This window comes from Ruegeria sp. HKCCSA071 (assembly GCF_017872555.1).
Classification (GTDB): Bacteria; Pseudomonadota; Alphaproteobacteria; order Rhodobacterales; family Rhodobacteraceae; genus Ruegeria.
The window spans coordinates 1,544,715-1,568,709 of the sequence record NZ_JAEDOX010000001.1 but is presented as its reverse complement, the minus strand read 5'-3'; the positions used below and the strand labels follow the sequence as shown (position 1 = coordinate 1,568,709).

Sequence of the window (23,995 nt, the reverse complement as noted above, 5' to 3'; positions counted from 1 at the left end):
TGTGGCTATCGCCCTTCTGGGTGGTGGTTTCAAATTCGAATCATGATCAATCGCAGCCGGTTGTTGTTCGGACGACCAACAACGAACACGGCACCGGGATTGCTCGTAGGCGGGTATTGATTTCAGCTCGAACACGTATTTTTGATTCACTTCTGCAACATTCTTGTGAATGCTGCATTCCCGTCTCTTTTCCGCCGGATTTTGTGTTGATAAGCAATGATTGAATATCGGGATGTTAAATAGTGCGAGTGGGCAGATGAGAGCCGGAGTTAACGGTCAGGTAGCCATTTCATGGGATCAAACTGAAATTGACGGACTCGAGGACGCGCCTCTGGCGTGTCTGGCAGTCGGTGCGGCTTGGTCATGGCGCGGACAGGCAATAGTGCTGAGCGCAGAGGCCGAGAGCAGCGTCGAACAGATTGGATATGCGCGGGGTGCTGCAACCCGTTTGCAGAACCGCTTTCCGATTGTCCGGGAAATTTCCGGCTACGTGACCGGAGCTTTGACACTTACCAATGGGTCGCAGCGGTTTTCAGCCAACCTTGTTGCCGACACCAATGATGCAGCGCCGACCATCGTTTTCGATGGCGCTTGCCCGCCACGGGATGAAGAATTCTGGATCGTCGACGTGACCGAGGTTGTGATGGTGCACAAGGCGGGTGCTGAAGGCGGCGGGAACGTCGTTGCATTTCCAGCCTGAACGCGACCTGCATTTTTCTTGATGAAAGCGGTGTGACGGCAACCGTCGCAATGCGCGCAGGGGCCTGTGCTGCCTGCGGCGAACATATCTTTGCAGATATTCGAAACTGTGTTGAATGCCGTGTTGACTCTGCCGGCTTTGCGGATATAAGCGCGGCTTCATTGGTGTTGGTGGCCCCCGCAAGGGGAAGCCTGTCATGAGGGAAACCTCAAGAGGACAACGCCCTTCATAGTTGCCCGTTTGGGCATCGACCTAACGAAGGAGATCAGCCGTGACCAAACGCACGTCTGCCAAGTACAAAATCGACCGCCGGATGGGCGAAAACATCTGGGGTCGTCCGAAATCCCCGGTCAACCGTCGTGAATACGGCCCCGGCCAGCACGGCCAGCGCCGCAAAGGCAAACTGTCAGACTTCGGTCTGCAGCTGCGTGCCAAGCAGAAGCTGAAAGGCTACTACGGCGACCTGACCGAAAAGCAGTTCCGCCGCATCTATGCCGAAGCCGAGCGTGTAAAAGGCGACACCGGTGAAAACCTGATCGGCCTGCTGGAGCGCCGTCTGGACGCCGTCGTCTATCGCGCCAAGTTCGTACCGACCGTCTTCGCTGCGCGTCAGTTCGTGAACCACGGCCACGTCAAAGTGAACGGCAAGCGGGTGAACATCCCCAGCTACCGCGTCAAAGAAGGCGACGTCATCGAAGTGCGTGACAAGTCCAAGCAACTGGCTGTTGTTCTGGAAGCTGTTGCCCTGGCCGAGCGTGATGTTCCTGACTACATCGATGCCGACCACTCGAAAATGACTGCAACGTTCGTTCGCGCACCGGGCCTGAGCGATGTGCCGTACCCGGTCATGATGGAGCCGAACCTAGTCGTCGAATTCTACGCGAAGAACTGATCTTCGCATTCCGACCTGGAATTCAGAGCCGCACCTTTGGGTGCGGCTCTTTTCATTTTCAGCCCAGCAGAACGATATCTGACGCGCCTGCGCTGCGACGCAGCTCGTGAATGTCTTTTAGTTCCGGGTCGTAGATCCATCCCAGTGCAGCGTCCCGGTTGGGAAAGGAAAGCAGGGCTGCAACGTCAGGCAAGTCCGGTGTGCCGTCCAGCGCGGTTGTTACAGCAGTCGCGTGTTCGACCTTTCCGCCATGGCGGGCCAGTGCAGGCCCGGCCTGCTCGCGATAAGCGGCCAGAGCGTCGGGATTCTTTACGGTGAGTTTTGCGTAGGCATAGATCATGGCTTTGCTCCTTGATGTGTGGGCAAAAGCTAGGGTGTGATCTGCTTTGCGAAAACGCGTGTATTTGCATCACTGGTGTGCGAATTTGCATGTATGGATATTCATTGGGATGATTACCGGGCCGTACTCGCCGTGGTCCGCAGGCGTACCCTGTCCGCCGCGGCACAAGAGCTTGGCGTCAACTACACAACTGTCGCGCGCCGTATAGCGCGCGCCGAAGCGGCGACAGGCGAAGTGCTGTTCGAAAGGCTAACCGACGGGTATCGGCCGACAGAAGCAGCGCATCTTGTCGCTGCATATGCTGCCCGGATGGAAAGCGCAGAACATGCGATGCTGCGTGGTTTGTCAGGGCGGGATGCCCGGTTGGAAGGGCAACTGACCTTAACTGCGCCGCAACTCTTAATTGCCCATGTGCTGGCTCCGGCGCTAGGTGATTTTGCTCAAAGGCACCCTGCTGTGTCTTTGCAGGTGCGTGCAGCAAACGAGATTCTGGATCTTAATCGGCGCGAAGCCGACATAGCGATCCGGATCAGCCGCAACCCCGGCGATACGTTGAAAGGTCTGCGCCTGACGCAACAGCACAGCGCTTGTTTTGCCACGCCTGAATGGGCCACGCGAATGCAGCAAGATCCGAACGCGCCCGTGGATTGGTTGCTTTATGAAAAGCAGCCGAACCTGCCGGACGGTGTCGACAATATCTATCCGAACTCGCGCATACATATGCGTTTTGATGACATGGTTGCGATGGCGGGTGCCGCACAATCAGGGTTGGGCGTTGTGCGCATGCCGGTGTTTCTGGGCCGCTCACTTCGGGGCTTGGTGCAGGTTCCGGTTCTTTCACCGCAACCCTACGCAGATATCTGGATCGTGGCGCACTCGGATGTTTGGCCTTCGGCAAGACTGGTCGCGTTCCGCGATATCATGGTGCCCTTTTTCAAACAAAAACGCCCGCTGTTTACGGCGTAATCAAATCGGCAAGGGCCGACCTTCGGCGATTGCTTCCATCGCGAAATAAGACGTGACGCTGTCCAGCTCGACCTTTTCGATCAGCCGTTGATACACCTTGTCGTAAGACGCCATATCCTGTGTGACGACTTTCAGCTGATAATCGTAGTCACCGCCGATACGATGAAAATCCACGACCTCGGGGATCGTCAGAACGTGGCTGCGAAAGGCCTGTAGCCACTCGGCCGAATGATGCCGCGTGCGCAGCATGACAAAGACCACAAGGCTCAGCCCCAATTTCTCGCGTGCGATGCGGGCGGTTGAGCCGATCAGGACGCCATCTTCGTTCAAAGCCTTCAGGCGGCGCCAGCAGGCGTTCTGCGAAAGCCCCACACGATCCGCCAATTCTCGTTGCGACAGGGTGGCGTCCTTTTGCAGCTCTTTCAAAAGGCGTGTGTCAATTTGATCTAATTTTTGTGCCATGTTTGATCATATGACACAAAGTTTTTAAAATCTACGCAATAATAGGTGAAGTTTTCACGCGATTAATAAATCACATTAGTTGGACAGTTAGGAGCCAATGCAATGTCCCTGTCCAAGTTTCGTGCGGAACTCTGTTCCACCGCTCACAATTCAAACCTGCGCGATGGGCTGATCGGAGAGAATGTTCTGATCCCGGGTCTGCATGGAGACGTGCCGCTTGTCTATGCGGATTACGTCGCTTCGGGTCGCGCCTTGCGGCAGGTCGAAGACTTTGTGGCGCAACATGTGTTGCCGTTTTACGCGAACAGCCACACCGAGGCCTCTTACTGCGGATCTTACATGACACATCTGCGCCGCGAGGCGCGGGCGGAAATAGCCCGCATTGTTGGTGCCCAGGAAGAGGATGCGGTGATCTTCACCGGGTCTGGCGCCACTGCGGGGCTCAACCGGTTGGTCAGCCTGCTCGGGGTGGCAGAGGCCGACCAACCGGTTGTCTTGATTGGTCCGTACGAGCATCACTCGAACATCCTGCCTTGGCGGGAAAGCAAGGCACTTGTGGTTGAAATCCCCGAGGCCGAAGGTGGCGGGATTGACCTGGGGGCGCTGGAAAGCGCGCTGTTGACCCATTCAGGCGCAGATCTTCTGATCGGTTCCTTTTCGGCGGCGTCCAATGTAACCGGAATTGTCACAGACCCTGATCCGGTGACACGGTTGCTCAAGGCGCACGGCGCTGTGGCGATTTGGGATTACGCCGGGGGCGGGCCTTACCTGCCGATGGATATGGGGCCGGTGGACGCGCGCAAGGATGCGATCGTCGTTTCCCCGCACAAGTTCCCGGGCGGTCCGGGGGCGTCGGGTGTTCTGATCGTAAACCGGGCCGCGGCCAAACGGAACTGCCCCAGCTGGCCGGGTGGCGGCACCGTCAGTTTCGTATCACCGTGGCGGCATGACTACAGCGCGGACCTGTCTGCGCGGGAAGAGGCGGGAACGCCCAACGTGATTGGCGACATCCGCGCGGCGCTGGCCTTTATCGTCAAAGATGTCGTCGGCACGGAAGAAATTGCAAGGCGCGAGGCGCAGTACAACCAGATGGCGCTGGACGGGTGGAAGGATAATCCGAAACTGACCTTGCTTGGGGTCAATCACCCGCATCGCCTGCCGATCTTCTCTTTCCTCGTGCGCGACAACGCGGGACAGCCTGTGCATCAGCAGCTGTTTACCCGGATGCTCAGCGACGTCTACGGCATTCAGGCACGAGGCGGCTGTGCCTGCGCAGGGCCTTATGCCCACCGCCTTCTGGGGATTGATCGCGCCGCGTCCGAGGCATTGCACGCGGCCTTGTCTGCGGGGGAAGAGATGAAAAAACCCGGCTGGGTACGCCTGAATTTCTCGTACCTGATGAGCGAGGAAACGGTCCAGTTCATCATCGACAGTGTCAATGACCTGTCGCGCCGCACCGAGGAATTCGTGCCTTATTACAACGCCGACCCGGTGACTGCGCGCTTCAAGGCCGCATGATGGAATTGCCGCTTTTCTCAATCCGTTGAGACAGGTATGAGGGGCCCATTCAACGGAGCCTCTCATGACCAAGATCACCCCGCAACCCGGCATTATGGACATCGCGCTTTATCAGGGCGGCCAGTCGCATGTGGCGGGTGTTGAGCATGTGATCAAGCTGAGCTCGAACGAGAATCCGTTCGGCCCCAGCCCCAAGGCGATTGAGGCGGTGCGCGACAGCGCGGCCACTTTGCATCGGTACCCCAACACCGACCACGCCAGTTTGCGCGCGGCCATCGGCGCACGTCACGGGCTGGACCCTGCGCAGATCATCTGCGGTGTCGGCAGCGACGAGGTGCTGCAATTCATCGCTCAGGCCTATGCGGGGCCGGGGGATGAGGTGATCTATACCGAGCACGGGTTCTCCATGTACCCGATCATCGCCCGCATGGCAGGTGCCGCACCGGTCATGGTGGCCGAGCGCGACCGCAAAGTCGATGTGGATGCCATTCTGGCCGCCGTAACCAGCCAGACGCGGATCGTGTTTGTCACCAACCCCGGTAACCCGACCTCGACCATGATCTCGAACGACGAACTGGACCGTCTGGCGCAGGGTCTGCCTGATACCTGCCTGATGGTTCTGGACGGTGCCTATGCCGAGTTCGTTGACGATTTCGATGGTGGCGCGTCTTTGGTGGATGCGTATGAGAACGTGATCATGACCCGCACATTCTCGAAAGTGTACGGGCTGGGCGGGATGCGGGTCGGCTGGGGATATGCGCACCAATCGATTATCGATGTACTGAACCGGGTGCGTCAGCCCTTTAACCTGTCTTTGACAGCCCTGGCCGCGGCCGAAGCTGCGATCAGCGACATCGAATTCCTGACGTTCTGCCAATCCGAAAATGCGCGCCTTCGGGTGTGGCTGGCCGAGGAGCTGGACAAGATCGGCGTGCCCTCGGACCCGTCCTGCACCAACTTCATCCTCGCGCGTTTTGGCGATAGGGCCGAGGCCGAGGCCTGTGACGACTATCTGAAGACGCAGGGTTTGATTGTCCGCCGGGTTGCAGGCTACAACCTGCCGAATGCCCTGCGGATCACCGTGGGCGATGAGGAAGCCTGCCGCCGCGTTGTTTCGGCGATTACAGCATTCAAAGAGGGTGCAGCATGAGCCAGATATACGACCGGGTTGCGCTGATCGGGCTGGGCCTGATTGCCTCCTCCATGTTCTGGGCGATCAAGCGTGGGGGCCTGGCTGGGGAAGTGACCGGCTATGCCCGGTCCGAAGCGACACGTGACACGGCGCGCAGAATCGGGCTATGCGACCGCGTCTGTGACACGGCGCGCGAAGCGGTCGAAGGTGCGGATCTTGTCGTTCTTTGCGTGCCTGTGGGGGCAATGGGGGCCGTCGCAGAAGACATCGCACCCGTGCTCAAGCCCGGCGCGACCCTGTCGGATGTGGGGTCGGTCAAACAGCATGTCATTCAGGCAGTTCAGCCGCATGTCCCCGAAGGTGTGCATTTCATTCCCGCGCATCCTTTGGCTGGGACGGAGCATTCCGGTCCGGAATCGGGTTTTGCCAAATTGTTCGATAATCGCTGGTGCCTGCTGGTGCCTGTCGAAGGGACTGACCCGGATGCAATCGCCCGCCTTCGGGCGCTGTGGGAAGGTATGGGGTCCTATGTCGATGAGATGGACGCGGATCATCACGATCTGGTTCTGGCCGTGACCTCTCATGCGCCGCACCTGATTGCCTATACGATGGTTGGTGTGGCCGACGATCTGCGCCGGGTGACCGATAGTGAAGTGATCAAATACTCGGCCGCGGGTTTTCGGGATTTCACCCGCATCGCGGCATCGGACCCGACCATGTGGCGTGATGTGTTCCTGTCCAATAAAGACGCGACACTGGAAATCCTGGGCCGGTTCACGGAAGAGCTGTTTGCGCTGCAACGTGCCATCCGCACCGGGGACGGGGAACATTTGTTTGACTACTTCACCCATACCCGTGCTATTCGTCGCGGCATCATCGATGCGGGGCAGGACACCGACGCACCGGATTTCGGGCGGGGAAAGGCAAGTTCATGAGGTTTTACCGGGGGCAATTTCTGATCGGGATCATGGCGTTGTGCGCCTTGGCGACACAGGCAGCACCTCTGGAACGATCTCTGGTTCCTCCTGCACGTCCGATTCTGGACCAGCACAACGTTCAGGTTGTGTCCGCTGTTGCCCCGGTGTCCGTCGCGGCCATAACCGATCTGCGCCCCATCTCACGTCCGGTTTCACCGCAGGTCACTGCTGCACTGGCGCGACCTTCGGAATTGCCACTGCTGGGGCCCGATACGTCGTTGATGCCTTACATGAGACCTGAATCGCTTGAACAGCAGGTGCTTTTCAAAAAGCGCAAGCTGCGCAAAGGGTCTGTTTGCGGAGATATCGCAATTCAGGGCAAGCCCGTCGGCAGGGTCGGCAGCAACAACTCGGCCTGTGGCGTAAAAGATGCGGTGCAGATCACCTCTGTTTCCGGTGTGGCACTCAGCCGTCCGGCGACAATGGATTGCGGCACCGCCGTTGCGCTGAACAAATGGGTCGACAAGACAGTCAAACCCACCTTCAAACGCCGCGGCCCCGTGGTCGAGTTGCAGGTGGCGGCTCATTATGCCTGCCGAACCCGCAACAACCGCAAAGGCGCGCGGATTTCCGAGCACGGCAAAGGACGGGCTATCGATATTTCAGCCTTCAAAATGGCCGATGGTGAGGTGGTGACCGTCCTCGCAGGATGGCGCAAGAACCCGTCAAAGAAGCAATTGCAGAAGATCTGGCGCGGCGCGTGTGGCCCGTTCGGCACTGTATTGGGGCCGAACTCGGACAGCTACCATCGGGATCATTTCCATCTTGATACGGCACGCTACCGCAGCGGAACGTATTGCCGTTAACGCAAGATCAGCCGCGGGGCAGGGCCCAGCGGCACCGGCCCCAGAGCGACAAAACCGTCCCGGAAGTTTAGCCGAAGGTCCAGTGCGTTGGGGTTGCCGCCCAGCCCTGCCAGAAAGTTCAGTGCACGGGTGACAGGATCAACCGCCTGATCGGGCAGGGCGCCTGCCGCGTTTGCCATGTCGATCATATCACGCCAGTTCTCGGCTTTGACGGCGATCTCACCACTGGGAACACCCTGCGCGTCTAAATCCAGTTTCCCAGCCGCAAACAAACGCAATCCACCCCATTTGATCTCGGCCAGTCGCAGGTCGATGGCCACGGGCTGCGGTCTGCTGTCCTCCAGCGCCGATCTGTCCCAGACTTTGCTGAACGTGGTGACCATGTCCAGTTCCAGCGTTTCGAAGGACTGCGGCAGCGACGCGGCCGAATTCATAAGGGCCCGCAACCGGTCACCGGGTGTGAACCCATCCGCGCGGGCGGTAATGGCATAGGCTTCGGGCAGGGATGTTTGCGCCATGATCAGGCTCAGGGTGTCCCCGGCGGCCAGTGCAGTGGTGTTCTCGGTCACCGACCACGCCCCTGCCGTCAGCGCCAGTTTTTCAAGCACAAGCGAAACGCCGGGTTGCAACTGTAGTTCCGCAATCAATTCATCGGCGACAATCGTTGAAGTTTGATCGTAGTAAGACAGTCGTTGCGGCGTTTCGGCGAACCGCAGCACCTGCCGGCCTGGCCAGATCGCGGGGCTTTCGAATTCGATCCAGTCCGCGCGCCAGGCTGTGCCATTCACCGGATCTGCAAGGGCCGGGTTGTTCAGTCGGGTCACGTGATGGGTCGGATACCCTGCCGTTGCCACGTCCGAGAAATCAGCCAGCCAGCCGCGCGTCTGTTGTTGATCAAACCAGCCAGTGATTGCCGCGCGCAGACCATATCCGGCGACAAACCAATAGGCGCTCCAAAGGATGCCGATAAAAATGATCACTCGTATGACACGGCGCATGAGCTTTGGCCCTTTTTCCTGCCTCGGAATTGATGTTTATAGGCCCAAACGGGCAAGGACCAGTGCAATGACGATGTGGGTTTTCGGTTATGGATCGCTGCTGTGGAATCCGGGCTTTCCGGTCGCGCGCAGCGAACGCGCGACACTGCATGGCTATGCCCGGTCCTTCTGCATGAGCTCGATCCACCACCGGGGGACCGAGGAAGAGCCGGGGCTGGTGCTGGCGCTGGACGAGCAGGCGAACGCCAGTTGCACCGGTTTGGCCCTTGCGGTTGAAACCGGTCACGAAGACCGCACTCTGCACGAACTGCGCGAGCGCGAGCTGATCTCGTCGGCCTATGTCGAACGTATGCTGGATGTGCATCTGGAAAATGGCGACATTGTCAACGCCGTGACCTATGTGATCGATGCCGACCATGTGCAGTATTGCGGCGGGATGCCGTTGGAGGATCAGGCCCGGATCATCGCCCATGCGGTTGGCGGGCGCGGCCCGAATGACGAATACCTGTACAATACCGCCGAACATCTGGCCGAGATCGGCCTGCGCGACGCCGATCTTGAGTGGTTGGCGCAACGGGTGCGCAGTATTACCGCATAAACTCTTGGCGTCACCAGTGGAATTTCGCTAGTTTCGACGCAGAGCAGGCAAATACCGGGAACCACGCGCATGGCGCAGGCACATCAGGGCGCGAGACCCCATTTCTCGCATCCAACACGGCAGATTCTGTTGATGTTGATGGCGATCGGCCTGTCCGGGCTGGGTGTGTTTCTGGCGCTGCCCTATGTGTTGCCGGTGTTCTTCGCCAACCCGTATCTGAACGGCTTTATCCTGATGGTGTTTCTGATCGGCGTTCTCGCCTGTTTCTATCAGGTGACACAACTGATCGGATCCGTGCGCTGGATCGAGGCTTTTGTTGGCGGTGTAGTGCGCGAAGACGCCCGCACGCCGCAATTGCTGGCTCCTTTGGCCTCATTGCTGCGCGAACGGGGCGCGCGGTCGCAGATCAGCTCCACTTCAACCCGCTCGATTCTGGATTCCGTGGCCGAACGGGTCGAGGAAGAGCGGGAGATCACCCGCTATATCACCAACGTGCTGATCTATCTGGGTCTTTTGGGCACATTCTTCGGTTTGGCGACAACCGTACCTGCCATCGTCGATACGATCCGCAGCCTTAATCCGCAAGAGGGCGAAGAAGGGCTGGCCGTGTTCAACCGCCTGATGACCGGGCTGGAAGCGCAGTTGCAGGGGATGGGCGTTGCGTTCGGATCGTCTCTGCTGGGTCTGGCCGGCTCGCTGATCGTCGGTCTGCTCGAAGTTTTCGCAGGGCACGGCCAGAACCGTTTCTATCGCGAGCTTGAAGAATGGCTGTCTTCGATCACCCGTGTAGGTTTCGCGGGTGGAGAAGAAGGCGGTGCCGAAATTGCCGTGCTCACACCGGTGCTGGACGCCATGTCAGAACAGATGGATGCGTTGCAGGATCTGTTTTCAGCGCAGGAAAGCGAGCGCGCCGAGGTTTCCGCCAAGTTGGGTTTGCTGGTCGATGTGATCGGTGAGATGAACAACCGTCAGGCCAATACCGAAGGCGTCACCTCGGCTTTGGAACGCGTGGCCCTAGGTCAGGAAGCCTTGCTGGATCACATGCGCGATCACGGCGCGGGTGAAGGCATCGACGCCGAAAGCCGGATGCGCCTGCGCTCGATGGATGTGCAGCTGCTGCGCATTCTTGAAGAGATTTCGGCGGGCCGTCAGGAAAGCATGAACGAGTTCCGAAAGGATATAGAACTGCTGGTCAAGGCGCTGACCTTGCCGCGCGGTGCGGTGCGTACCACGCCGGAAGGAGAATAACCCATGGCGCTGTCCCGCCGCACCGGTCAACGGTTCCAGGGCTCGGTCTGGCCCGGTTTCGTCGACGCGATGACGGGGCTGTTGATGGTGCTGACATTTGTGCTGACCATCTTCATGGTGATCCAGTTTGTGCTGCGCGAAACCATCTCGGGTCAGGAAGACGAACTGACCACATTGGCCGACGAAATCGCGGCGCTGGCGGGTGCGCTGGGGCTGGAAGAACGCGAAAACAGCCGGTTGCAGGCGCGGCTTGGGGCGTTGAATACCACCCTGTCTCAGGCCGAAGACGATCTGGCGCAAGCCCAGTCACTGATCGCGTCACTGACCACCGAGCGCGACCGTCAGGCTGCCGCATTGGATCAGGCACAGACCCGGATCACCAACTTCGAAGCGCAAGTTGCCGCCCTGCTGGCCGAACAGGAACGGGCACTGGGCGATATTGCAGCGCTTGAAACGCAGCGCGCGCAACTGTTGACCGAGCAAGAGGCGCTGAACGTGGCGCTTGCCCAAAGCCGCGAGGAAATCGACGCACAGACCGAAGCCGCCCGTCTGGCCGCTGCCCGCCGGGAAGCACTGGAAGCGCTGGTGGCGGATCTGGAGCAAGGCAGCGCCGACCGGGACGCCCAGATCACCACCCTTGAACAGCAGCTCAGCGATGAAGAGGCCGCCCGCCTGGCCGAAGCTGCCGCCGCCGAGGCACTGCGTAACCGCCTTCAGGATGCCGATGCCGAGCTGACGGCCATGACACTTGCGCTGGAAGCGCAACGCAAAGAGGCCGAAGACACACTCACCCTGTTGGCCGCAGCACAGGCGGCGCGTGCCGCGTTGGAGCGTCAGTTTGGTGACGTGAACCCGGATGAACTGCGGGCCCAGCTTGAAGCCGCTTTGCAGGCGCAGACGCAGGCGCAGGCGGATGCCGACGCACAACGCTCTCTGGCCGAGCAGCGGCTGGCCTTGCTGGACCTCGCCAATGCGACGCTTTCGGATGAAAAAGAAATCTCTGCCGAGGCGCAGCGAGAAGCCGCTCTGCTGAACCAGCAGATCGCCGCCCTGCGCGGGCAACTTGGCTCCTTGCAGGCTTTGCTTGACGATTTCGAAGAACGCAACGCTGCCGCCGAGGTGCAGATTCAGACGTTAGGACAGGACCTGAACGCAGCGCTGGCCCGTGCCGCATCCGAAGAACGCAGGCGCCGTCTGCTGGAAGAAGCGGAACGCCTGCGTCTTGAGGCCGAGGCCGAGGCACTGGCCGGGCAGAACCAGGAATTGGCGGCACAGGCCGAGGACCTGCAACGCTATCGCTCGGAATTCTTCGGTCGCCTGCGGGACGTTCTGGGCGGTCAGGAGGGGGTGCGCATCGAAGGTGACCGGTTTGTATTCTCGTCCGAGGTTCTGTTCCCGACCGGGTCCGCCGTACTGTCCGCAGAAGGGCAGCAGGAGGTCGCCAAGGTGGCTAACATCCTACGTAGTGTTGCCGCTGAAATCCCGCCGGGTCTGAACTGGGTGATCCGGGTCGACGGCCACACCGACAACGTTCCTCTGGCAGGGTCGGGCCGGTATCGCGACAACTGGGAGCTCAGCCAGGGTCGCGCGCTGTCGGTCGTGCGCTTTATGGTTGACGCGCTGGGCATTCCACCCAACCGCCTTGCGGCTAACGGGTTTGGAGAATTCCAGCCCGTCAATCCGGCTGACACGCCCGAGGCACACGCGCAAAACCGCCGGATCGAGTTGAAACTGACCGAAAGGTAAGGCCACTGGCCCTTGGTAGCCACGAAAACAAGCCGCCGATCCGCAACCGGTTATTGGCGATACGGGCCACAGTGACCCGTGCCGTAAGAAAATCATGGCTGCGCATGTCCGCCAGACGTTTCACGCGCAGCCTAACCGAGACGCCATTGCGACCCTGGGGTAGGCGGGTGAGTCCTTGTCTGTGCTGGGCAAAACAAAAAACCCGCCTTGTTTGGCGGGTTTTCTGTTTGATGCGTCAGGCAATCAATCCGCCGTCAGAAGCGGGGGCTTGTCACCCGAAATACGCGGTTGATCCGGGCCAAGGATCTCAAGATTCAGATCACCCTTCTTGACCGAGACACGGACCACACCACCTTTTGCCAGCTTACCAAACAGCAGTTCTTCGGCCAGCGGTTTCTTGATGTGTTCCTGAATGACACGGCCCAGCGGGCGCGCACCCATCTTGTCGTCATACCCTTTATCCGCCAGCCATTCGGCGGCTTTGGGTGTCAGATCGATTGTCACACCACGATCCAGCAACTGCGCTTCCAGTTGCAGGACGAATTTCTCGACCACCTGCAAAATGACCTCTTTCGGCAGCGGTGCGAACGAGATGACGGCATCCAGACGGTTGCGGAATTCCGGCGTGAACATGCGTTCAATCGCGGCAGTGTCTTCGCCCTCGCGACGGTCACGACCGAACCCGATGGCGGCCTTGGCCTGCTCTTGCGCCCCCGCATTCGAGGTCATGATCAGTACCACGTTGCGGAAGTTCACCGTACGGCCGTTATGGTCGGTCAGTTCCCCATGGTCCATCACCTGCAACAGGATGTTGAACACATCCGGGTGCGCCTTTTCAATCTCGTCCAGCAGCAACACACAATGTGGATGCTGGTCGACACCGTCGGTCAGCAGGCCCCCCTGATCGAACCCGACATAGCCCGGAGGTGCGCCGATCAGACGGCTGACCGCGTGTTTCTCCATGTATTCCGACATGTCGAAACGCAGCAGTTCAACGCCCAGCGTATCCGCCAGCTGTTTCGCCACCTCGGTCTTGCCCACACCGGTCGGGCCGGCAAACAGATAGTTGCCGATGGGCTTTTCGGGCTCTCGCAGGCCGGCGCGGGCCAGCTTGATTGCGCTGGCCAGCGCCTCGATCGCCAGATTCTGACCAAACACCACCCGTTTCAGCGAGGCTTCGAGGTCTTTCAGCACCTCGGCATCGTCCTTGGTGACGTTCTTGGGCGGGATGCGGGCGATCTTGGCGACAACCGCCTCGATCTCTTTGACACCAATGGTTTTGCGCCGCTTGCTTTCCGCGACCAGATGCTGCGCCGCGCCAGCCTCGTCGATCACATCGATGGCCTTGTCGGGCAGCTTACGGTCGTTGATGTAACGCGCCGACAGCTCGACCGCGGTTTTGATCGCATCAGCGGTGTATTTGATGTCGTGATGTTTTTCGAAGTATGGCTTCAGACCGCGCAGGATCTTGACACTGTCTTCAACCGAAGGCTCGTTCACATCGATCTTCTGGAACCGGCGCGACAGGGCTCGGTCCTTCTCGAAATGCTGGCGAAACTCTTTGTAGGTGGTAGACCCCATGGTGCGCAGCTTGCCGCCCTGCAATGCTGGCTTCAACAGGTTCGAGGCATCCATCGCCCCGCCCGAGGTTGCACCGGCACCGATCACGGTGTGAATTTCGTCGATGAAAAGCACCGCGTCGGGGTGCTCTTCCAGTTCGGTTACAACCGCTTTCAGGCGTTCCTCGAAATCGCCGCGATAGCGGGTTCCGGCCAACAGCGCGCCCATGTCCAAGGAATAGATCGTGGTATTGGCCAGCACATCGGGCGCCTCTCCGGCGACGATCTTGTGCGCCAGACCTTCGGCGATGGCGGTTTTGCCCACGCCCGGATCGCCCACCAGCAGCGGGTTGTTCTTGCGGCGGCGGCACAGCACCTGGATACAGCGTTCCACCTCATCCGCCCGCCCTATCAGCGGATCGACATCACCCGCACGCGATTTCGCGTTCAGGTCAATGCAGTATTTCCCAAGCGCACTTTCCTTTTGCTCCGTTTCGCCGGAACCTGACTGAGCTTCTTCTTCCACCTGATCCGCTCCGGACACCGACCGGCTTTCGCCATACGCAGGGTCTTTGGCCACGCCATGGGCGATGAAATTGACCGCGTCGTACCGGGTCATGTCCTGTTCTTGCAGGAAATAGGCGGCATTGCTTTCGCGTTCGGCGAAAATGGCGACCAGCACATTGGCGCCGGTCACTTCGGTCCGGCCCGAGCTTTGCACATGGATAGCGGCGCGTTGAATGACGCGCTGGAACGCTGCCGTTGGTACGGCTTCGGACCCGTCGATATCCGTGACCAGATTCGATAGGTCCTCGTCGATGAACTCAACCAGAGTGCTGCGCAACTCGTCCAGATCAACGCTGCACGCTTTCATGACGCGCACCGCATCGGGTTCTTCCAGAAGCGCCAGCAGCAAATGCTCCAGCGTTGCAAATTCGTGTCGCCGTTCATTCGCAGCCGCAAGGGCCGCGTGGATGGCTTGTTCCAGTGTGCTCGAGAATGAAGGCACGCGGGTGCTCCTCTGTCTTGGGTCAGAAGGGGGCGGGCTTTCGGCCGGAACCCCATCCCAACCATGTCCTCATACTATTAGAGTTTGGTTGATCGTGGCCCGGCTTCAAGGGTTTTCTTTCACTTGACAGTCACATTTGTTGTGACCGTGGCCGTGAAGAGGGGCAAATAAGCATCAGAACCTGTCTTTTCTACCCCGGATTTCGGCGAAAACCTCCACAGGATCGGCGTTTGCCAAACCAAGATGGGCCTGAATCGCCGGATCAGTCACCCTCAGGAACGGGTTGGTGGCTTTCTCAAGCGCCAAAATCGACGGAACAGTGGCTTCGCCAGCGGCGCGGGCGCGGTCGATATCGGCAATTCGCTGTTTCAACGCGGTGTTCTCGGGATCGACGGTAATGGCGAATTTTGCGTTGGATTGTGTATATTCATGCCCCGAACAGACCAGAGTGTCATCCGGCAAAGCGGCCAGTTTGCTCAGCGACGCCCACATCTGCGCCGGGCTGCCTTCGAACAGACGCCCACAACCCAACGCCATCAGGCTGTCAGCGGTAAAGACGACCGCGCTTTGCGGAAGATAAAACGCGACATGACCAACCGTGTGCCCCGAAACGTCCAGCACCTCGACCGGTTCGCCACCGACCTCAAAGCTGTCGCCTTCGGCAACCTGCTGGTCCAGTGGGGGCAGGCGGTGCGCGTCGGCGGCCGCACCGATGACCCTTGCGGGGTGCTGGGTCAGAATTTCGGCCAGCCCTTCAACGTGATCCCAGTGGTGATGGGTCAGCAGCACATGTGACAACGTCCATCCCCGATCTTCCAGCGCTGCAAGAATCGGCGCGGCTTCGGGCGCGTCAATCAGCGCAGTCTGGCCATTGCCGCTGTCATGGGCCAGAAAGGCGTAATTGTCGCTGAGGCACGGGATTGTAACGATTTCAAGAGGCATGGCCTTTTGCCCTTTCATTGCTAGACTGCGCCCAGCTAAGCCGATTGACCGGATGTCCGCAATGCATCTTGATGTGCAGGATCTGAGGAACTTCTACTACCGCAGCACCCTTGGGCGCGCGGCGCAAGCGGCTATTCGCGGGCGACTGATACAGCTTTGGCCCGAAGCCAAAGGTCAGACCGTTGCCGGTTTTGGCTTTGCCGTGCCGCTGTTGCGCCCTTATCTGGCCGATGCGCGCCGGGTCATTGGGCTGATGCCCGGCCCGCAGGGTGTGATGCCCTGGCCTGCGGGGATGCCCAATGTCTCGGTCCTGACGGAAGAGACCCGGTGGCCCATTGAAACCGGTCACGTGGACAAGCTGGTGGTGATGCACGGGCTGGAAACGTCCGAGCGGCCAAACCAGCTGCTCGAGGAATGCTGGCGTGTTTTGGGCCCCGGTGGCAGGGCCGTGTTCATTGTTCCGAACCGGGCGGGTCTGTGGTCACGTACGGACAAAACGCCATTTGGCTTTGGTCGTCCCTATTCCGCCACTCAGCTGGAAAATCAGCTCAGATCACACTACTTCCTGCCCGAGGCGCATTGCTCGGCTCTTTACATGCCGCCATCCTTCCGGCGCTTTTGGTTGAAATCGGGCAGTCTGATCGAAAAAACCGGGCAGCGCATTCCAACTGTGATGGCGGGCGGGGTGTTGATGGTCGAGGTCACAAAGAACATTCACCCGCCTCGGGGTAATGTCACCAAAGATGCCATCAGGAAGCCGATCAAGGCGCTGGACGGTCTGCTAAAGCCTGCATGACAACCGCGTGCATCCCAAAGTGACAAATTCGCGAGAAAAAAGTCACAGGAATCGCAAAAACCTGCATATTCGTAACATTTTTCAACTGCCGCGACCGGTCCAAACGGTCGCACTTGATGTAAGTGTATGAAAATTAACATTTTGTGGATAAATCTGTTACCGCTATAGCGTATTGCTTGGTTGGTTCACCTCTGCTACATCCCCGGTGATTTTGATCCCCGACCGTCTGGCCGGGGTTTCCTCACGCCCCAAGGTAGCGGTCGCTGCCCAAAATCGGGGCCTCAAATATCGGAAGGGTGGACGTGTCCGAACCAGCTTCGATTTCCACAGGCATCGCCGAGCGCTATGCCACCGCGATCTTCGAGATCGCAAAAGAGAATAATGACCTTGCGGGTCTGGAATCCGGCATCAATGATCTGGCAGCAGCACTGGGCGACAGTGCCGATCTGCGTGACCTGATCGCATCGCCGCTGGTTTCACGCGCCGAGCAGGAAGCTGCAATTACCGCGATTGCTGACAAGATGGGCCTGAACGCCATCCTGCGCAACACGCTGGGTCTGATGGCGCAGAAACGCCGCCTGTTTGTTGTGCCGCAACTGGTGCAGGTGCTGCGCGACATGTTGGCTGACGAGCGTGGCGAAGTGACCGCCGATGTCGCCTCGGCCAAGGCGCTGACCAAGACACAACTGGAAAAACTGTCCAAGACGCTGTCCGAGCGTGTGGGCAAGACCGTAACTATCAATGCGACCGTTGATGAAAGCCTCATCGGCGGTCTTGTCGTCAAAGTGGGCTCGAAAATGATCGACAGTTCGATCCGTTCGAAGCTGAACTCCCTACAGAATGCAATGAAAGAGGTCGGATAAATGGGAATCCAAGCTGCAGAGATTTCTGCAATCCTGAAGGACCAGATCAAGAATTTTGGTCAGGAAGCCGAAGTGGCCGAGATCGGTCGCGTGCTGAGCGTCGGTGACGGGATTGCCCGTGTATATGGCCTGGACAACGTTCAAGCCGGTGAGATGGTCGAATTTCCCGGCGGCATCATGGGTATGGCGCTGAACCTGGAAAGCGACAACGTCGGTGTCGTTATCTTCGGTTCTGACCGTGACATCAAAGAAGGTGACACCGTCAAGCGCACCAACTCGATCGTGGACGTTCCGATCGGTGATGAACTGCTGGGCCGTGTTGTTGACGGTCTGGGCAACCCGCTGGACGGCAAAGGTCCGATCAATGCCACCAAGCGCGGCGTTGCGGACGTCAAGGCACCAGGCATCATCCCGCGTAAGTCGGTTCACGAACCGATGGCAACCGGCCTGAAATCGGTTGACGCGATGATCCCGATTGGCCGTGGCCAGCGCGAGCTGATTATTGGTGACCGCCAGACCGGTAAAACCGCCGTTGCTCTGGACACCATCCTGAACCAGAAGGTCTATAACGAAGCCGCAGGCGATGACGAGTCGAAGAAACTGTACTGCGTTTACGTTGCGATCGGTCAGAAGCGTTCGACCGTTGCCCAGCTGGTGAAGAAACTGGAAGAATCCGGTGCGATTGAATATTCGATCGTTGTCGCCGCAACCGCGTCCGACCCGGCACCGATGCAGTTCCTGGCACCCTATGCCGCAACCGCGATGGCGGAATATTTCCGTGACAATGGCCGTCACGCGCTGATCATCTATGATGACCTGTCGAAACAGGCCGTGTCCTATCGTCAGATGTCGCTGCTGCTGCGCCGCCCGCCGGGCCGCGAAGCCTATCCGGGTGACGTTTTCTACCTCCACTCCCGTCTGCTGGAACGTTCGGCGAAGCTAAACGAAGACTTCGGCGCAGGTTCGCTGACCGCTCTGCCGGTTATCGAAACCCAGGGTGGTGACGTTTCGGCCTTTATTCCGACCAACGTGATCTCGATCACCGACGGTCAGATCTTCTTGGAAACCGAACTGTTCTATCAGGGCATCCGTCCTGCCGTGAACACCGGTCTGTCGGTTTCGCGTGTGGGCTCGTCGGCTCAGACCGACGCGATGAAATCGGTTGCCGGTCCGGTCAAGCTGGAACTGGCTCAGTATCGCGAAATGGCGGCCTTTGCGCAGTTTGGGTCCGACCTCGACGCCGCAACCCAGCAGCTGCTGAACCGCGGTGCGCGCCTGACCGAGCTGATGAAGCAGCCGCAGTATTCGCCGCTGACCAACGCGGAAATCGTCTGCGTCATCTTCGCGGGCACCAACGGTTACCTCGACAAGATCGACGTGTCGGATGTTGGCCGCTACGAGGCTGGCCTGCTGGCGCATCTGCGCGGCAAGCACGCTGACCTGCTGAAATGGATCACCGACGAAGATCCGAAGATTAAAGGTGACGCGTCCGACAAACTCAAAGCAGCGATCGACGAATACGCCGCGACCTTCGCTTGATAGGAGGTTCCGATGCCTAGTCTGAAGGACCTTAAAAACAGGATCGAGTCGGTCAAATCGACCCGCAAGATCACCAAGGCCATGCAGATGGTCGCGGCCGCAAAACTGCGCCGCGCCCAGGAATCTGCCGAAGCCTCACGCCCTTATGCCGAGCGGTTCAATGCCGTAATGGCGGGGCTGGCGGCGTCGGTAGGGGGCAGCGACAGCGCCCCCAAGCTGCTCCGGGGTACGGGCAGCGATGATGTCCATCTGCTGGTCGTTATGACAGCTGAACGCGGCCTGTGTGGCGGCTTCAACTCGAACATCGCCAAGCTGGCCCGCCAAAAGGCGGAAGAGCTGCGCGGCAAGGGCAAGACGGTCAAGATCCTGACCGTCGGCAAGAAAGGCCGCGACGCGCTCAAGCGTGATTTTGGCGATCTGTTCGTTGGGCATGTGGACCTGAGCGAGGTCAAGCGTCTGGGTTATTCCAACGCGCAGGACATCGCAAAGGACATCCTGTCCCGCTTCGACGGGGGCGAGTTCGACGTTGCTACGATCTTCTACGCGAAGTTCGTAAACGTTGTGACCCAGATCCCGACGGCACAGCAGGTCATCCCCGCCTCGTTCGAGGAATCGGAAGGTGACGACAGCGGTGCCATCTTCGACTACGAGCCCAGCGAAGAAGCCATTCTGGCCGACCTGCTGCCCAAGGGGGTTGCGACCGCGATCTTCTCGGCTCTGCTCGAAAACGGAGCGTCTGAACAGGGCGCGCGGATGTCCGCAATGGACAACGCGACACGCAACGCGGGTGAGATGATCGACAAGCTGACGATCCAGTTCAACCGCTCGCGTCAGGCCGTGATCACCAACGAGCTGATTGAAATTATTTCCGGCGCCGAGGCGCTGTAGAGACAAACCGGAGACGAAACATGGCGAATGCAAAAGGCAAAGTCACACAGATCATCGGGGCCGTCGTCGACGTGCACTTCGAAGATCAGCTGCCTGAAATTCTGAACGCGCTGGAAACCACCAACAACGGCAAGCGCCTGGTGTTGGAAGTTGCTCAGCATCTGGGTGAAAACACTGTCCGCACCATCGCGATGGACGCGACCGAAGGTCTGGTCCGTGGTGAAGTGGTCACCGACACCGGCGCACCGATCTCGGTGCCGGTCGGCAATGCTACTCTGGGCCGCATCCTGAACGTGGTCGGCGAGCCGATCGACGAAAAAGGTCCGGTTGAGGCGACCGAAGCGCGCGCGATCCACCAGCCCGCACCGACCTTTGCCGAACAGTCGACCGAGTCCGAAGTACTGGTTACCGGCATCAAGGTGGTTGACCTGCTGGCCCCTTATGCCAAAGGCGGTAAGATCGGCCTGTTCGGCGGCGCGGGCGTTGGCAAAACCGTTCTGATCATGGAACTGATCAACAACATCGCAAAAGTGCACTCGGGCTTCTCGGTGTTTGCGGGTGTTGGTGAACGGACCCGTGAAGGTAACGACCTCTACCACGAGATGATCGAATCGAACGTGATCAAGCCGGACAACCTGTCGGAAAGCCAGGTGGCCCTGGTTTACGGTCAGATGAACGAGCCTCCGGGTGCGCGTGCGCGTGTTGCTCTGACCGGTCTGACCCTGGCCGAGCAGTTCCGCGACCAGTCCGGTACCGACGTTCTGTTCTTCGTCGACAACATCTTCCGCTTCACGCAGGCGGGTTCCGAGGTTTCGGCTCTGCTGGGTCGTATCCCGTCCGCTGTGGGCTACCAGCCGACACTGGCCACCGACATGGGCGCCCTGCAGGAACGCATCACCTCGACAAAGGCCGGATCGATCACTTCGGTGCAGGCGATCTACGTGCCTGCGGACGACTTGACCGACCCCGCGCCGGCAACCTCGTTTGCGCACCTCGACGCGACCACCGTTCTCAACCGTGCGATCTCGGAAAAGGGTATCTACCCTGCGGTTGACCCGCTCGACTCGACCTCGCGCCTGCTCGACCCGGCCATCGTCGGCGAAGAACATTACAAGGTTGCGACCGACGTTCAGCAGATCCTCCAGCGCTACAAGTCGCTGCAGGACATCATCGCCATCCTCGGCATGGACGAACTGTCGGAAGAGGACAAGCTGACCGTGGCCCGTGCCCGTAAGATCGAACGCTTCCTGTCGCAGCCGTTCGACGTGGCCGAGGTCTTCACCGGCTCGCCGGGTGTTCAGGTTCCTCTGGATGTCACCATCTCGTCGTTCAAGGCCGTTGTGGCTGGCGAATACGATCACCTGCCCGAGGCAGCCTTCCTGATGGTTGGCGGCATCGACGAAGTGATCGCCAAAGCCGAGAAAATGGCAGCAGCAGCCGCCTAAGGAGTATCCCTGATGGCAAACACGATGCATTTCGACCTCGTCAGCCCCGAGCGGAGCCTTGCTTCGCTCGAGGTCACCGCGGTTCAGATTCCCGGCGCGGACGGGGACATGACGGCGATGCCCGATCATGCCCCCACCATCACAACGCTGCGCCCCGGTCTTCTGAAGGTTGAGGCACCCGAAGGGTCCAGCGAATACCTGGTCACCGGCGGGTTTGCCCAGATCAACGGCGACAGCCTGTCGGTTCTGGCCGAAAAGGCGGTTCCGGTTTCGGAAATCACCCGTTCGCATATGGACGAGCTGATTGCCGAGGCGCGCGCCTCGCACGAAGCGGCAAAAGGCGGCGACGATATGTCGATCGTCGACGAAGCCGCCAAGCTGCTGGCCGACATGGAAGCGCTTGGGACGCATATGAGCCTGTAATTGGCTTAACACTGAAAAACTGGAACGGCCTCGCGATCGCGGGGCCGTTTTTTTGTCGTGCTTTTGCCAAAAAGCCGGGGTAAGTTGCGGAAATTCAAGTATAATGATGAAAACATGAAAAAATTTCTGACCCATCCCATTGGCATCGATCAGGGTGAAAGTGTTCTGTTTTCGGAATTTGCCGAAGGCGGGGACATGTGGACTGGTGAAGGCCCCCGAGAACGTCGGAAACCCATCCAATTCAAGGACACGTTTCTTAGCCCGCCCATGGTCCAGATCGGGATTTCCCTTTGGGATGTCGACACATCATCAGCCCTGCGCGCCGAGGTTCAGGCAGAAAACATCACCTCGGAAGGGTTTGAAGCGGTGTTTCGGACATGGTCCGACACGCGGATTGCCCGCATCCGGATCAGCTGGACTGCGTTTGGAGAGGTGGCACACCCGGACGACTGGAACATTTCCTGATCCGGGGCTTACAGGACAGGCACAGGGCTCAGTCGTCCTGCGCTTCGATCATATCGACCCGTGTGGCGTGGCGGCCACCTTCGAATTCGGCACCCAGAAAAGCATCCACAATATCCAGCGCCTGACCTTCGCCGACAACGCGCGCGCCAATCGACAGCATGTTGGCATTGTTGTGCTGGCGGATCATTCGTGCAGAAAACGCATCCGAACAGACGCCGCAGCGAATGCCGGGCACCTTGTTTGCGGCCATCATGATGCCCTGACCCGTGCCGCAGAGGATAATGCCCAATCCGCAATCCCCCGAAGCCACGGCCAGTGCCGCGGCCTTGCCGTGTTTGGGGTAATGGGTGCTTTCAGGGGTCGTCGGGCCGATATCGACCACGTCCCAGCCTTGCTGCGTGATGTGGTTGGCCACAGCCTGACGCAGCTCGATTGCCGCGTGGTCGCTGGAAAGAACAATGCGTTTGTTGCCAGTCATGGAGATCGGTCCACTTGTATCGCTGATTGCGCACATGGGTCGGGCTTGTGCGCAATCGGTGGTGCAAAAAGAAAGGGACGACACATCCTGTCGCCCCGTCCAAACTCAATCCATCTGGTACATGGATTCGTAGATCGGTGTCAGCGTCTTGTCTTCGAACAGGGATGACACGCTGGTTCCGTTCCAGATGTTCAGGATCGCCTGCGTAAAGATAGGCGCGGTCGGAACAATGCGGATGTTCTTGGCGCCCAAAATCTCTTTGGTCGGCTGGATGGTGTCGGTCAGCACCAGCGACTTCATTACTGAATTTGTCACCCGTTCCACCGCAGGGCCGCTCATGACGCCGTGCGTGATGTAGGAATGAACCTCTTTCGCACCGTTATCCAGCAGCACCTGCGCCGCCTTGCACAGCGTTCCGGCGGTGTCGCACATGTCGTCCACGATCAGACAGATCTTGTCCTTCACATCCCCGATCACGGTCATCTCGGCCACTTCGCCAGCTTTCTCGCGGCGCTTGTCCACGATCGACAGAGGGGCGTTGATCCGCTTGGCCAGTTCACGCGCGCGGGCCACGCCGCCCACGTCGGGTGAAACGACCATGATTTCATCCAGATTTCCCTTGAACTGATGCTTCACATCCAGCGCAAAGATGGGCGAGGCATAAAGGTTGTCCACGGGCATGTCGAAAAAGCCCTGAATCTGGGCCGCGTGCAGGTCCATTGTCAGGATCCGTTCGATCCCGGCCCCGGTCAGCATGTTGGCGACCAGCTTGGCGCTGATGGGCGTGCGGGCCTTGGTTCGACGGTCCTGACGGGCGTACCCGAAATACGGGATCACGGCAGTGATCCGCTGCGCGGAAGACCGGCGCAGGGCATCTGCGATGATCAGCAGCTCCATCAGGTTGTCATTGGCCGGGTTCGAGGTTGGCTGGATAATGAACATATCCTCGCCGCGCACATTCTCGAACACTTCGACGAAGATCTCACCGTCGTTGAACCGCTCGACACGCGCATCGACCAGACCCTGATCAACGCCTCGGTACAGGCTCATGCGGCGTGCGATGGCTTGGGCAAGCGGAAGGTTGGCGTTCCCAGCGATAAGCTTGGGTTCGTGAAGTGTCGGCATCGGCTGAGGTCCCCGGGCAGCAATGGCAATGTGACAGAATCGTGATGTTGACACCGCTTAGCATGGCCTTACCGTCCCGC

At 59.3% G+C, this 23,995-nt stretch carries 24 protein-coding genes; 17 read left to right on the top strand and 7 right to left on the bottom strand.

Translation table 11 applies throughout. The annotated features are described in order from the left end of the window. Positions 1 to 256 precede the first annotated feature (256 nt). Both I9188_RS07770 and rpsD read left to right on the top strand, forming a co-directional pair. Complete coding sequence (locus tag I9188_RS07770; RefSeq protein ID WP_209504820.1) at positions 257 to 700, top strand: hypothetical protein; 444 nt, start codon at positions 257 to 259, stop codon at positions 698 to 700. A gap of 271 nt (positions 701 to 971) precedes the next feature. After that, positions 972 to 1,592, top strand: coding sequence for a 30S ribosomal protein S4 (gene rpsD / locus I9188_RS07765; protein WP_170374584.1), 621 nt, complete (start codon positions 972 to 974; stop codon positions 1,590 to 1,592). Positions 1,593 to 1,650: 58 nt separating this feature from the next. Here the strand turns inward: rpsD and I9188_RS07760 are convergent, their stop codons facing one another. Next, positions 1,651 to 1,932: a DUF1330 domain-containing protein gene (locus I9188_RS07760; protein ID WP_209504819.1), complete on the bottom strand. Its 282-nt coding sequence runs from the start codon at positions 1,930 to 1,932 to the stop codon at positions 1,651 to 1,653. A 93-nt stretch (positions 1,933 to 2,025) separates the two neighbouring features. Here I9188_RS07760 and I9188_RS07755 point away from each other — a divergent pair, with 93 nt between their 5' ends. After that, positions 2,026 to 2,898 carry a LysR family transcriptional regulator gene (locus I9188_RS07755; protein ID WP_209504818.1) on the top strand — a complete coding sequence of 291 codons (873 nt, stop codon included), beginning with the start codon at positions 2,026 to 2,028 and terminating at the stop codon, positions 2,896 to 2,898. Here I9188_RS07755 and I9188_RS07750 read toward each other — a convergent pair whose 3' ends face one another. Then, a complete protein-coding gene (locus tag I9188_RS07750) occupies positions 2,899 to 3,360 on the bottom strand; it encodes an Lrp/AsnC family transcriptional regulator (protein WP_209504817.1) in 462 nt (153 codons plus the stop codon). Positions 3,361 to 3,462: 102 nt separating this feature from the next. On the opposite strand from I9188_RS07750, the gene I9188_RS07745 reads away from it, so the two are divergent. The 4 genes from I9188_RS07745 to I9188_RS07730 all read left to right on the top strand — a co-directional run bounded on the left by I9188_RS07745 (position 3,463) and on the right by I9188_RS07730 (position 7,793). Continuing rightward, positions 3,463 to 4,878, top strand: coding sequence for an aminotransferase class V-fold PLP-dependent enzyme (locus tag I9188_RS07745; protein WP_209504816.1), 1,416 nt, complete (start codon positions 3,463 to 3,465; stop codon positions 4,876 to 4,878). A 64-nt stretch (positions 4,879 to 4,942) separates the two neighbouring features. Beyond that, positions 4,943 to 6,028, top strand: a complete 1,086-nt coding sequence (hisC, locus tag I9188_RS07740; protein WP_209504815.1) for a histidinol-phosphate transaminase — start codon at positions 4,943 to 4,945, stop codon at positions 6,026 to 6,028. Beyond that, a complete protein-coding gene (locus tag I9188_RS07735; RefSeq protein ID WP_209504814.1) occupies positions 6,025 to 6,945 on the top strand; it encodes a prephenate/arogenate dehydrogenase family protein in 921 nt (306 codons plus the stop codon). Before hisC ends, I9188_RS07735 begins: the two co-directional genes overlap by 4 nt. Further along, positions 6,942 to 7,793 carry an extensin family protein gene (locus I9188_RS07730; protein WP_209599582.1) on the top strand — a complete coding sequence of 284 codons (852 nt, stop codon included), beginning with the start codon at positions 6,942 to 6,944 and terminating at the stop codon, positions 7,791 to 7,793. Before I9188_RS07735 ends, I9188_RS07730 begins: the two co-directional genes overlap by 4 nt. Here the strand turns inward: I9188_RS07730 and I9188_RS07725 are convergent. Beyond that, positions 7,790 to 8,791 (bottom strand): DUF2125 domain-containing protein, encoded by a 1,002-nt coding sequence (locus I9188_RS07725; protein ID WP_209504812.1) that lies wholly within the window; start codon positions 8,789 to 8,791, stop codon positions 7,790 to 7,792. The genes I9188_RS07730 and I9188_RS07725 overlap by 4 nt on opposite strands. Before the next feature lie 67 nt (positions 8,792 to 8,858). Between I9188_RS07725 and I9188_RS07720 the strand changes: the two genes are divergently transcribed. The 3 genes from I9188_RS07720 to I9188_RS07710 all read left to right on the top strand — a co-directional run bounded on the left by I9188_RS07720 (position 8,859) and on the right by I9188_RS07710 (position 12,383). Beyond that, complete coding sequence (locus tag I9188_RS07720) at positions 8,859 to 9,389, top strand: gamma-glutamylcyclotransferase (RefSeq protein ID WP_209504811.1); 531 nt, start codon at positions 8,859 to 8,861, stop codon at positions 9,387 to 9,389. 69 nt (positions 9,390 to 9,458) lie between these two features. Next, positions 9,459 to 10,637 (top strand): biopolymer transporter ExbB, encoded by a 1,179-nt coding sequence (locus I9188_RS07715; RefSeq protein WP_209504810.1) that lies wholly within the window; start codon positions 9,459 to 9,461, stop codon positions 10,635 to 10,637. Positions 10,638 to 10,640: 3 nt separating this feature from the next. After that, positions 10,641 to 12,383: a peptidoglycan -binding protein gene (locus I9188_RS07710; RefSeq protein ID WP_209504809.1), complete on the top strand. Its 1,743-nt coding sequence runs from the start codon at positions 10,641 to 10,643 to the stop codon at positions 12,381 to 12,383. 243 nt (positions 12,384 to 12,626) lie between these two features. Here I9188_RS07710 and clpA read toward each other — a convergent pair whose 3' ends face one another. Next, on the bottom strand, positions 12,627 to 14,951 hold the full coding sequence (gene clpA, locus I9188_RS07705) for an ATP-dependent Clp protease ATP-binding subunit ClpA (RefSeq protein WP_209504808.1): 2,325 nt from the start codon (positions 14,949 to 14,951) through the stop codon (positions 12,627 to 12,629). A 174-nt stretch (positions 14,952 to 15,125) separates the two neighbouring features. Next, positions 15,126 to 15,893 (bottom strand): hydroxyacylglutathione hydrolase, encoded by a 768-nt coding sequence (gene gloB / locus I9188_RS07700; RefSeq protein WP_209504807.1) that lies wholly within the window; start codon positions 15,891 to 15,893, stop codon positions 15,126 to 15,128. A 61-nt stretch (positions 15,894 to 15,954) separates the two neighbouring features. Here gloB and I9188_RS07695 point away from each other — a divergent pair, with 61 nt between their 5' ends. The 7 genes from I9188_RS07695 to I9188_RS07665 all read left to right on the top strand — a co-directional run bounded on the left by I9188_RS07695 (position 15,955) and on the right by I9188_RS07665 (position 22,312). Continuing rightward, complete coding sequence (locus tag I9188_RS07695; protein ID WP_209504806.1) at positions 15,955 to 16,689, top strand: class I SAM-dependent methyltransferase; 735 nt, start codon at positions 15,955 to 15,957, stop codon at positions 16,687 to 16,689. Between the two features lie 302 nt (positions 16,690 to 16,991). Next, positions 16,992 to 17,552: a F0F1 ATP synthase subunit delta gene (locus I9188_RS07690; RefSeq protein WP_209504805.1), complete on the top strand. Its 561-nt coding sequence runs from the start codon at positions 16,992 to 16,994 to the stop codon at positions 17,550 to 17,552. Continuing rightward, a complete protein-coding gene (atpA, locus tag I9188_RS07685) occupies positions 17,553 to 19,091 on the top strand; it encodes a F0F1 ATP synthase subunit alpha (RefSeq protein WP_209504804.1) in 1,539 nt (512 codons plus the stop codon). It begins immediately after the preceding gene. A 12-nt stretch (positions 19,092 to 19,103) separates the two neighbouring features. Beyond that, on the top strand, positions 19,104 to 19,979 hold the full coding sequence (locus I9188_RS07680; protein WP_209504803.1) for a F0F1 ATP synthase subunit gamma: 876 nt from the start codon (positions 19,104 to 19,106) through the stop codon (positions 19,977 to 19,979). Between the two features lie 20 nt (positions 19,980 to 19,999). Further along, on the top strand, positions 20,000 to 21,424 hold the full coding sequence (gene atpD / locus I9188_RS07675) for a F0F1 ATP synthase subunit beta (protein WP_209504802.1): 1,425 nt from the start codon (positions 20,000 to 20,002) through the stop codon (positions 21,422 to 21,424). A gap of 12 nt (positions 21,425 to 21,436) precedes the next feature. Further along, the gene (locus I9188_RS07670) at positions 21,437 to 21,847 is read left to right on the top strand and encodes a F0F1 ATP synthase subunit epsilon (protein WP_209504801.1); all 411 of its coding nucleotides are present in this window, start codon (positions 21,437 to 21,439) and stop codon (positions 21,845 to 21,847) included. A gap of 114 nt (positions 21,848 to 21,961) precedes the next feature. After that, entirely contained in the window at positions 21,962 to 22,312 is a 351-nt protein-coding gene (locus I9188_RS07665; RefSeq protein ID WP_209504800.1) for an H-type lectin domain-containing protein, read from the top strand. A gap of 28 nt (positions 22,313 to 22,340) precedes the next feature. Here the strand turns inward: I9188_RS07665 and rpiB are convergent, their stop codons facing one another. Next, positions 22,341 to 22,790, bottom strand: coding sequence for a ribose 5-phosphate isomerase B (gene rpiB / locus I9188_RS07660; RefSeq protein WP_209504799.1), 450 nt, complete (start codon positions 22,788 to 22,790; stop codon positions 22,341 to 22,343). A 105-nt stretch (positions 22,791 to 22,895) separates the two neighbouring features. Continuing rightward, positions 22,896 to 23,915, bottom strand: coding sequence for a ribose-phosphate pyrophosphokinase (locus I9188_RS07655; RefSeq protein WP_209504798.1), 1,020 nt, complete (start codon positions 23,913 to 23,915; stop codon positions 22,896 to 22,898). Positions 23,916 to 23,995 lie beyond the last annotated feature (80 nt).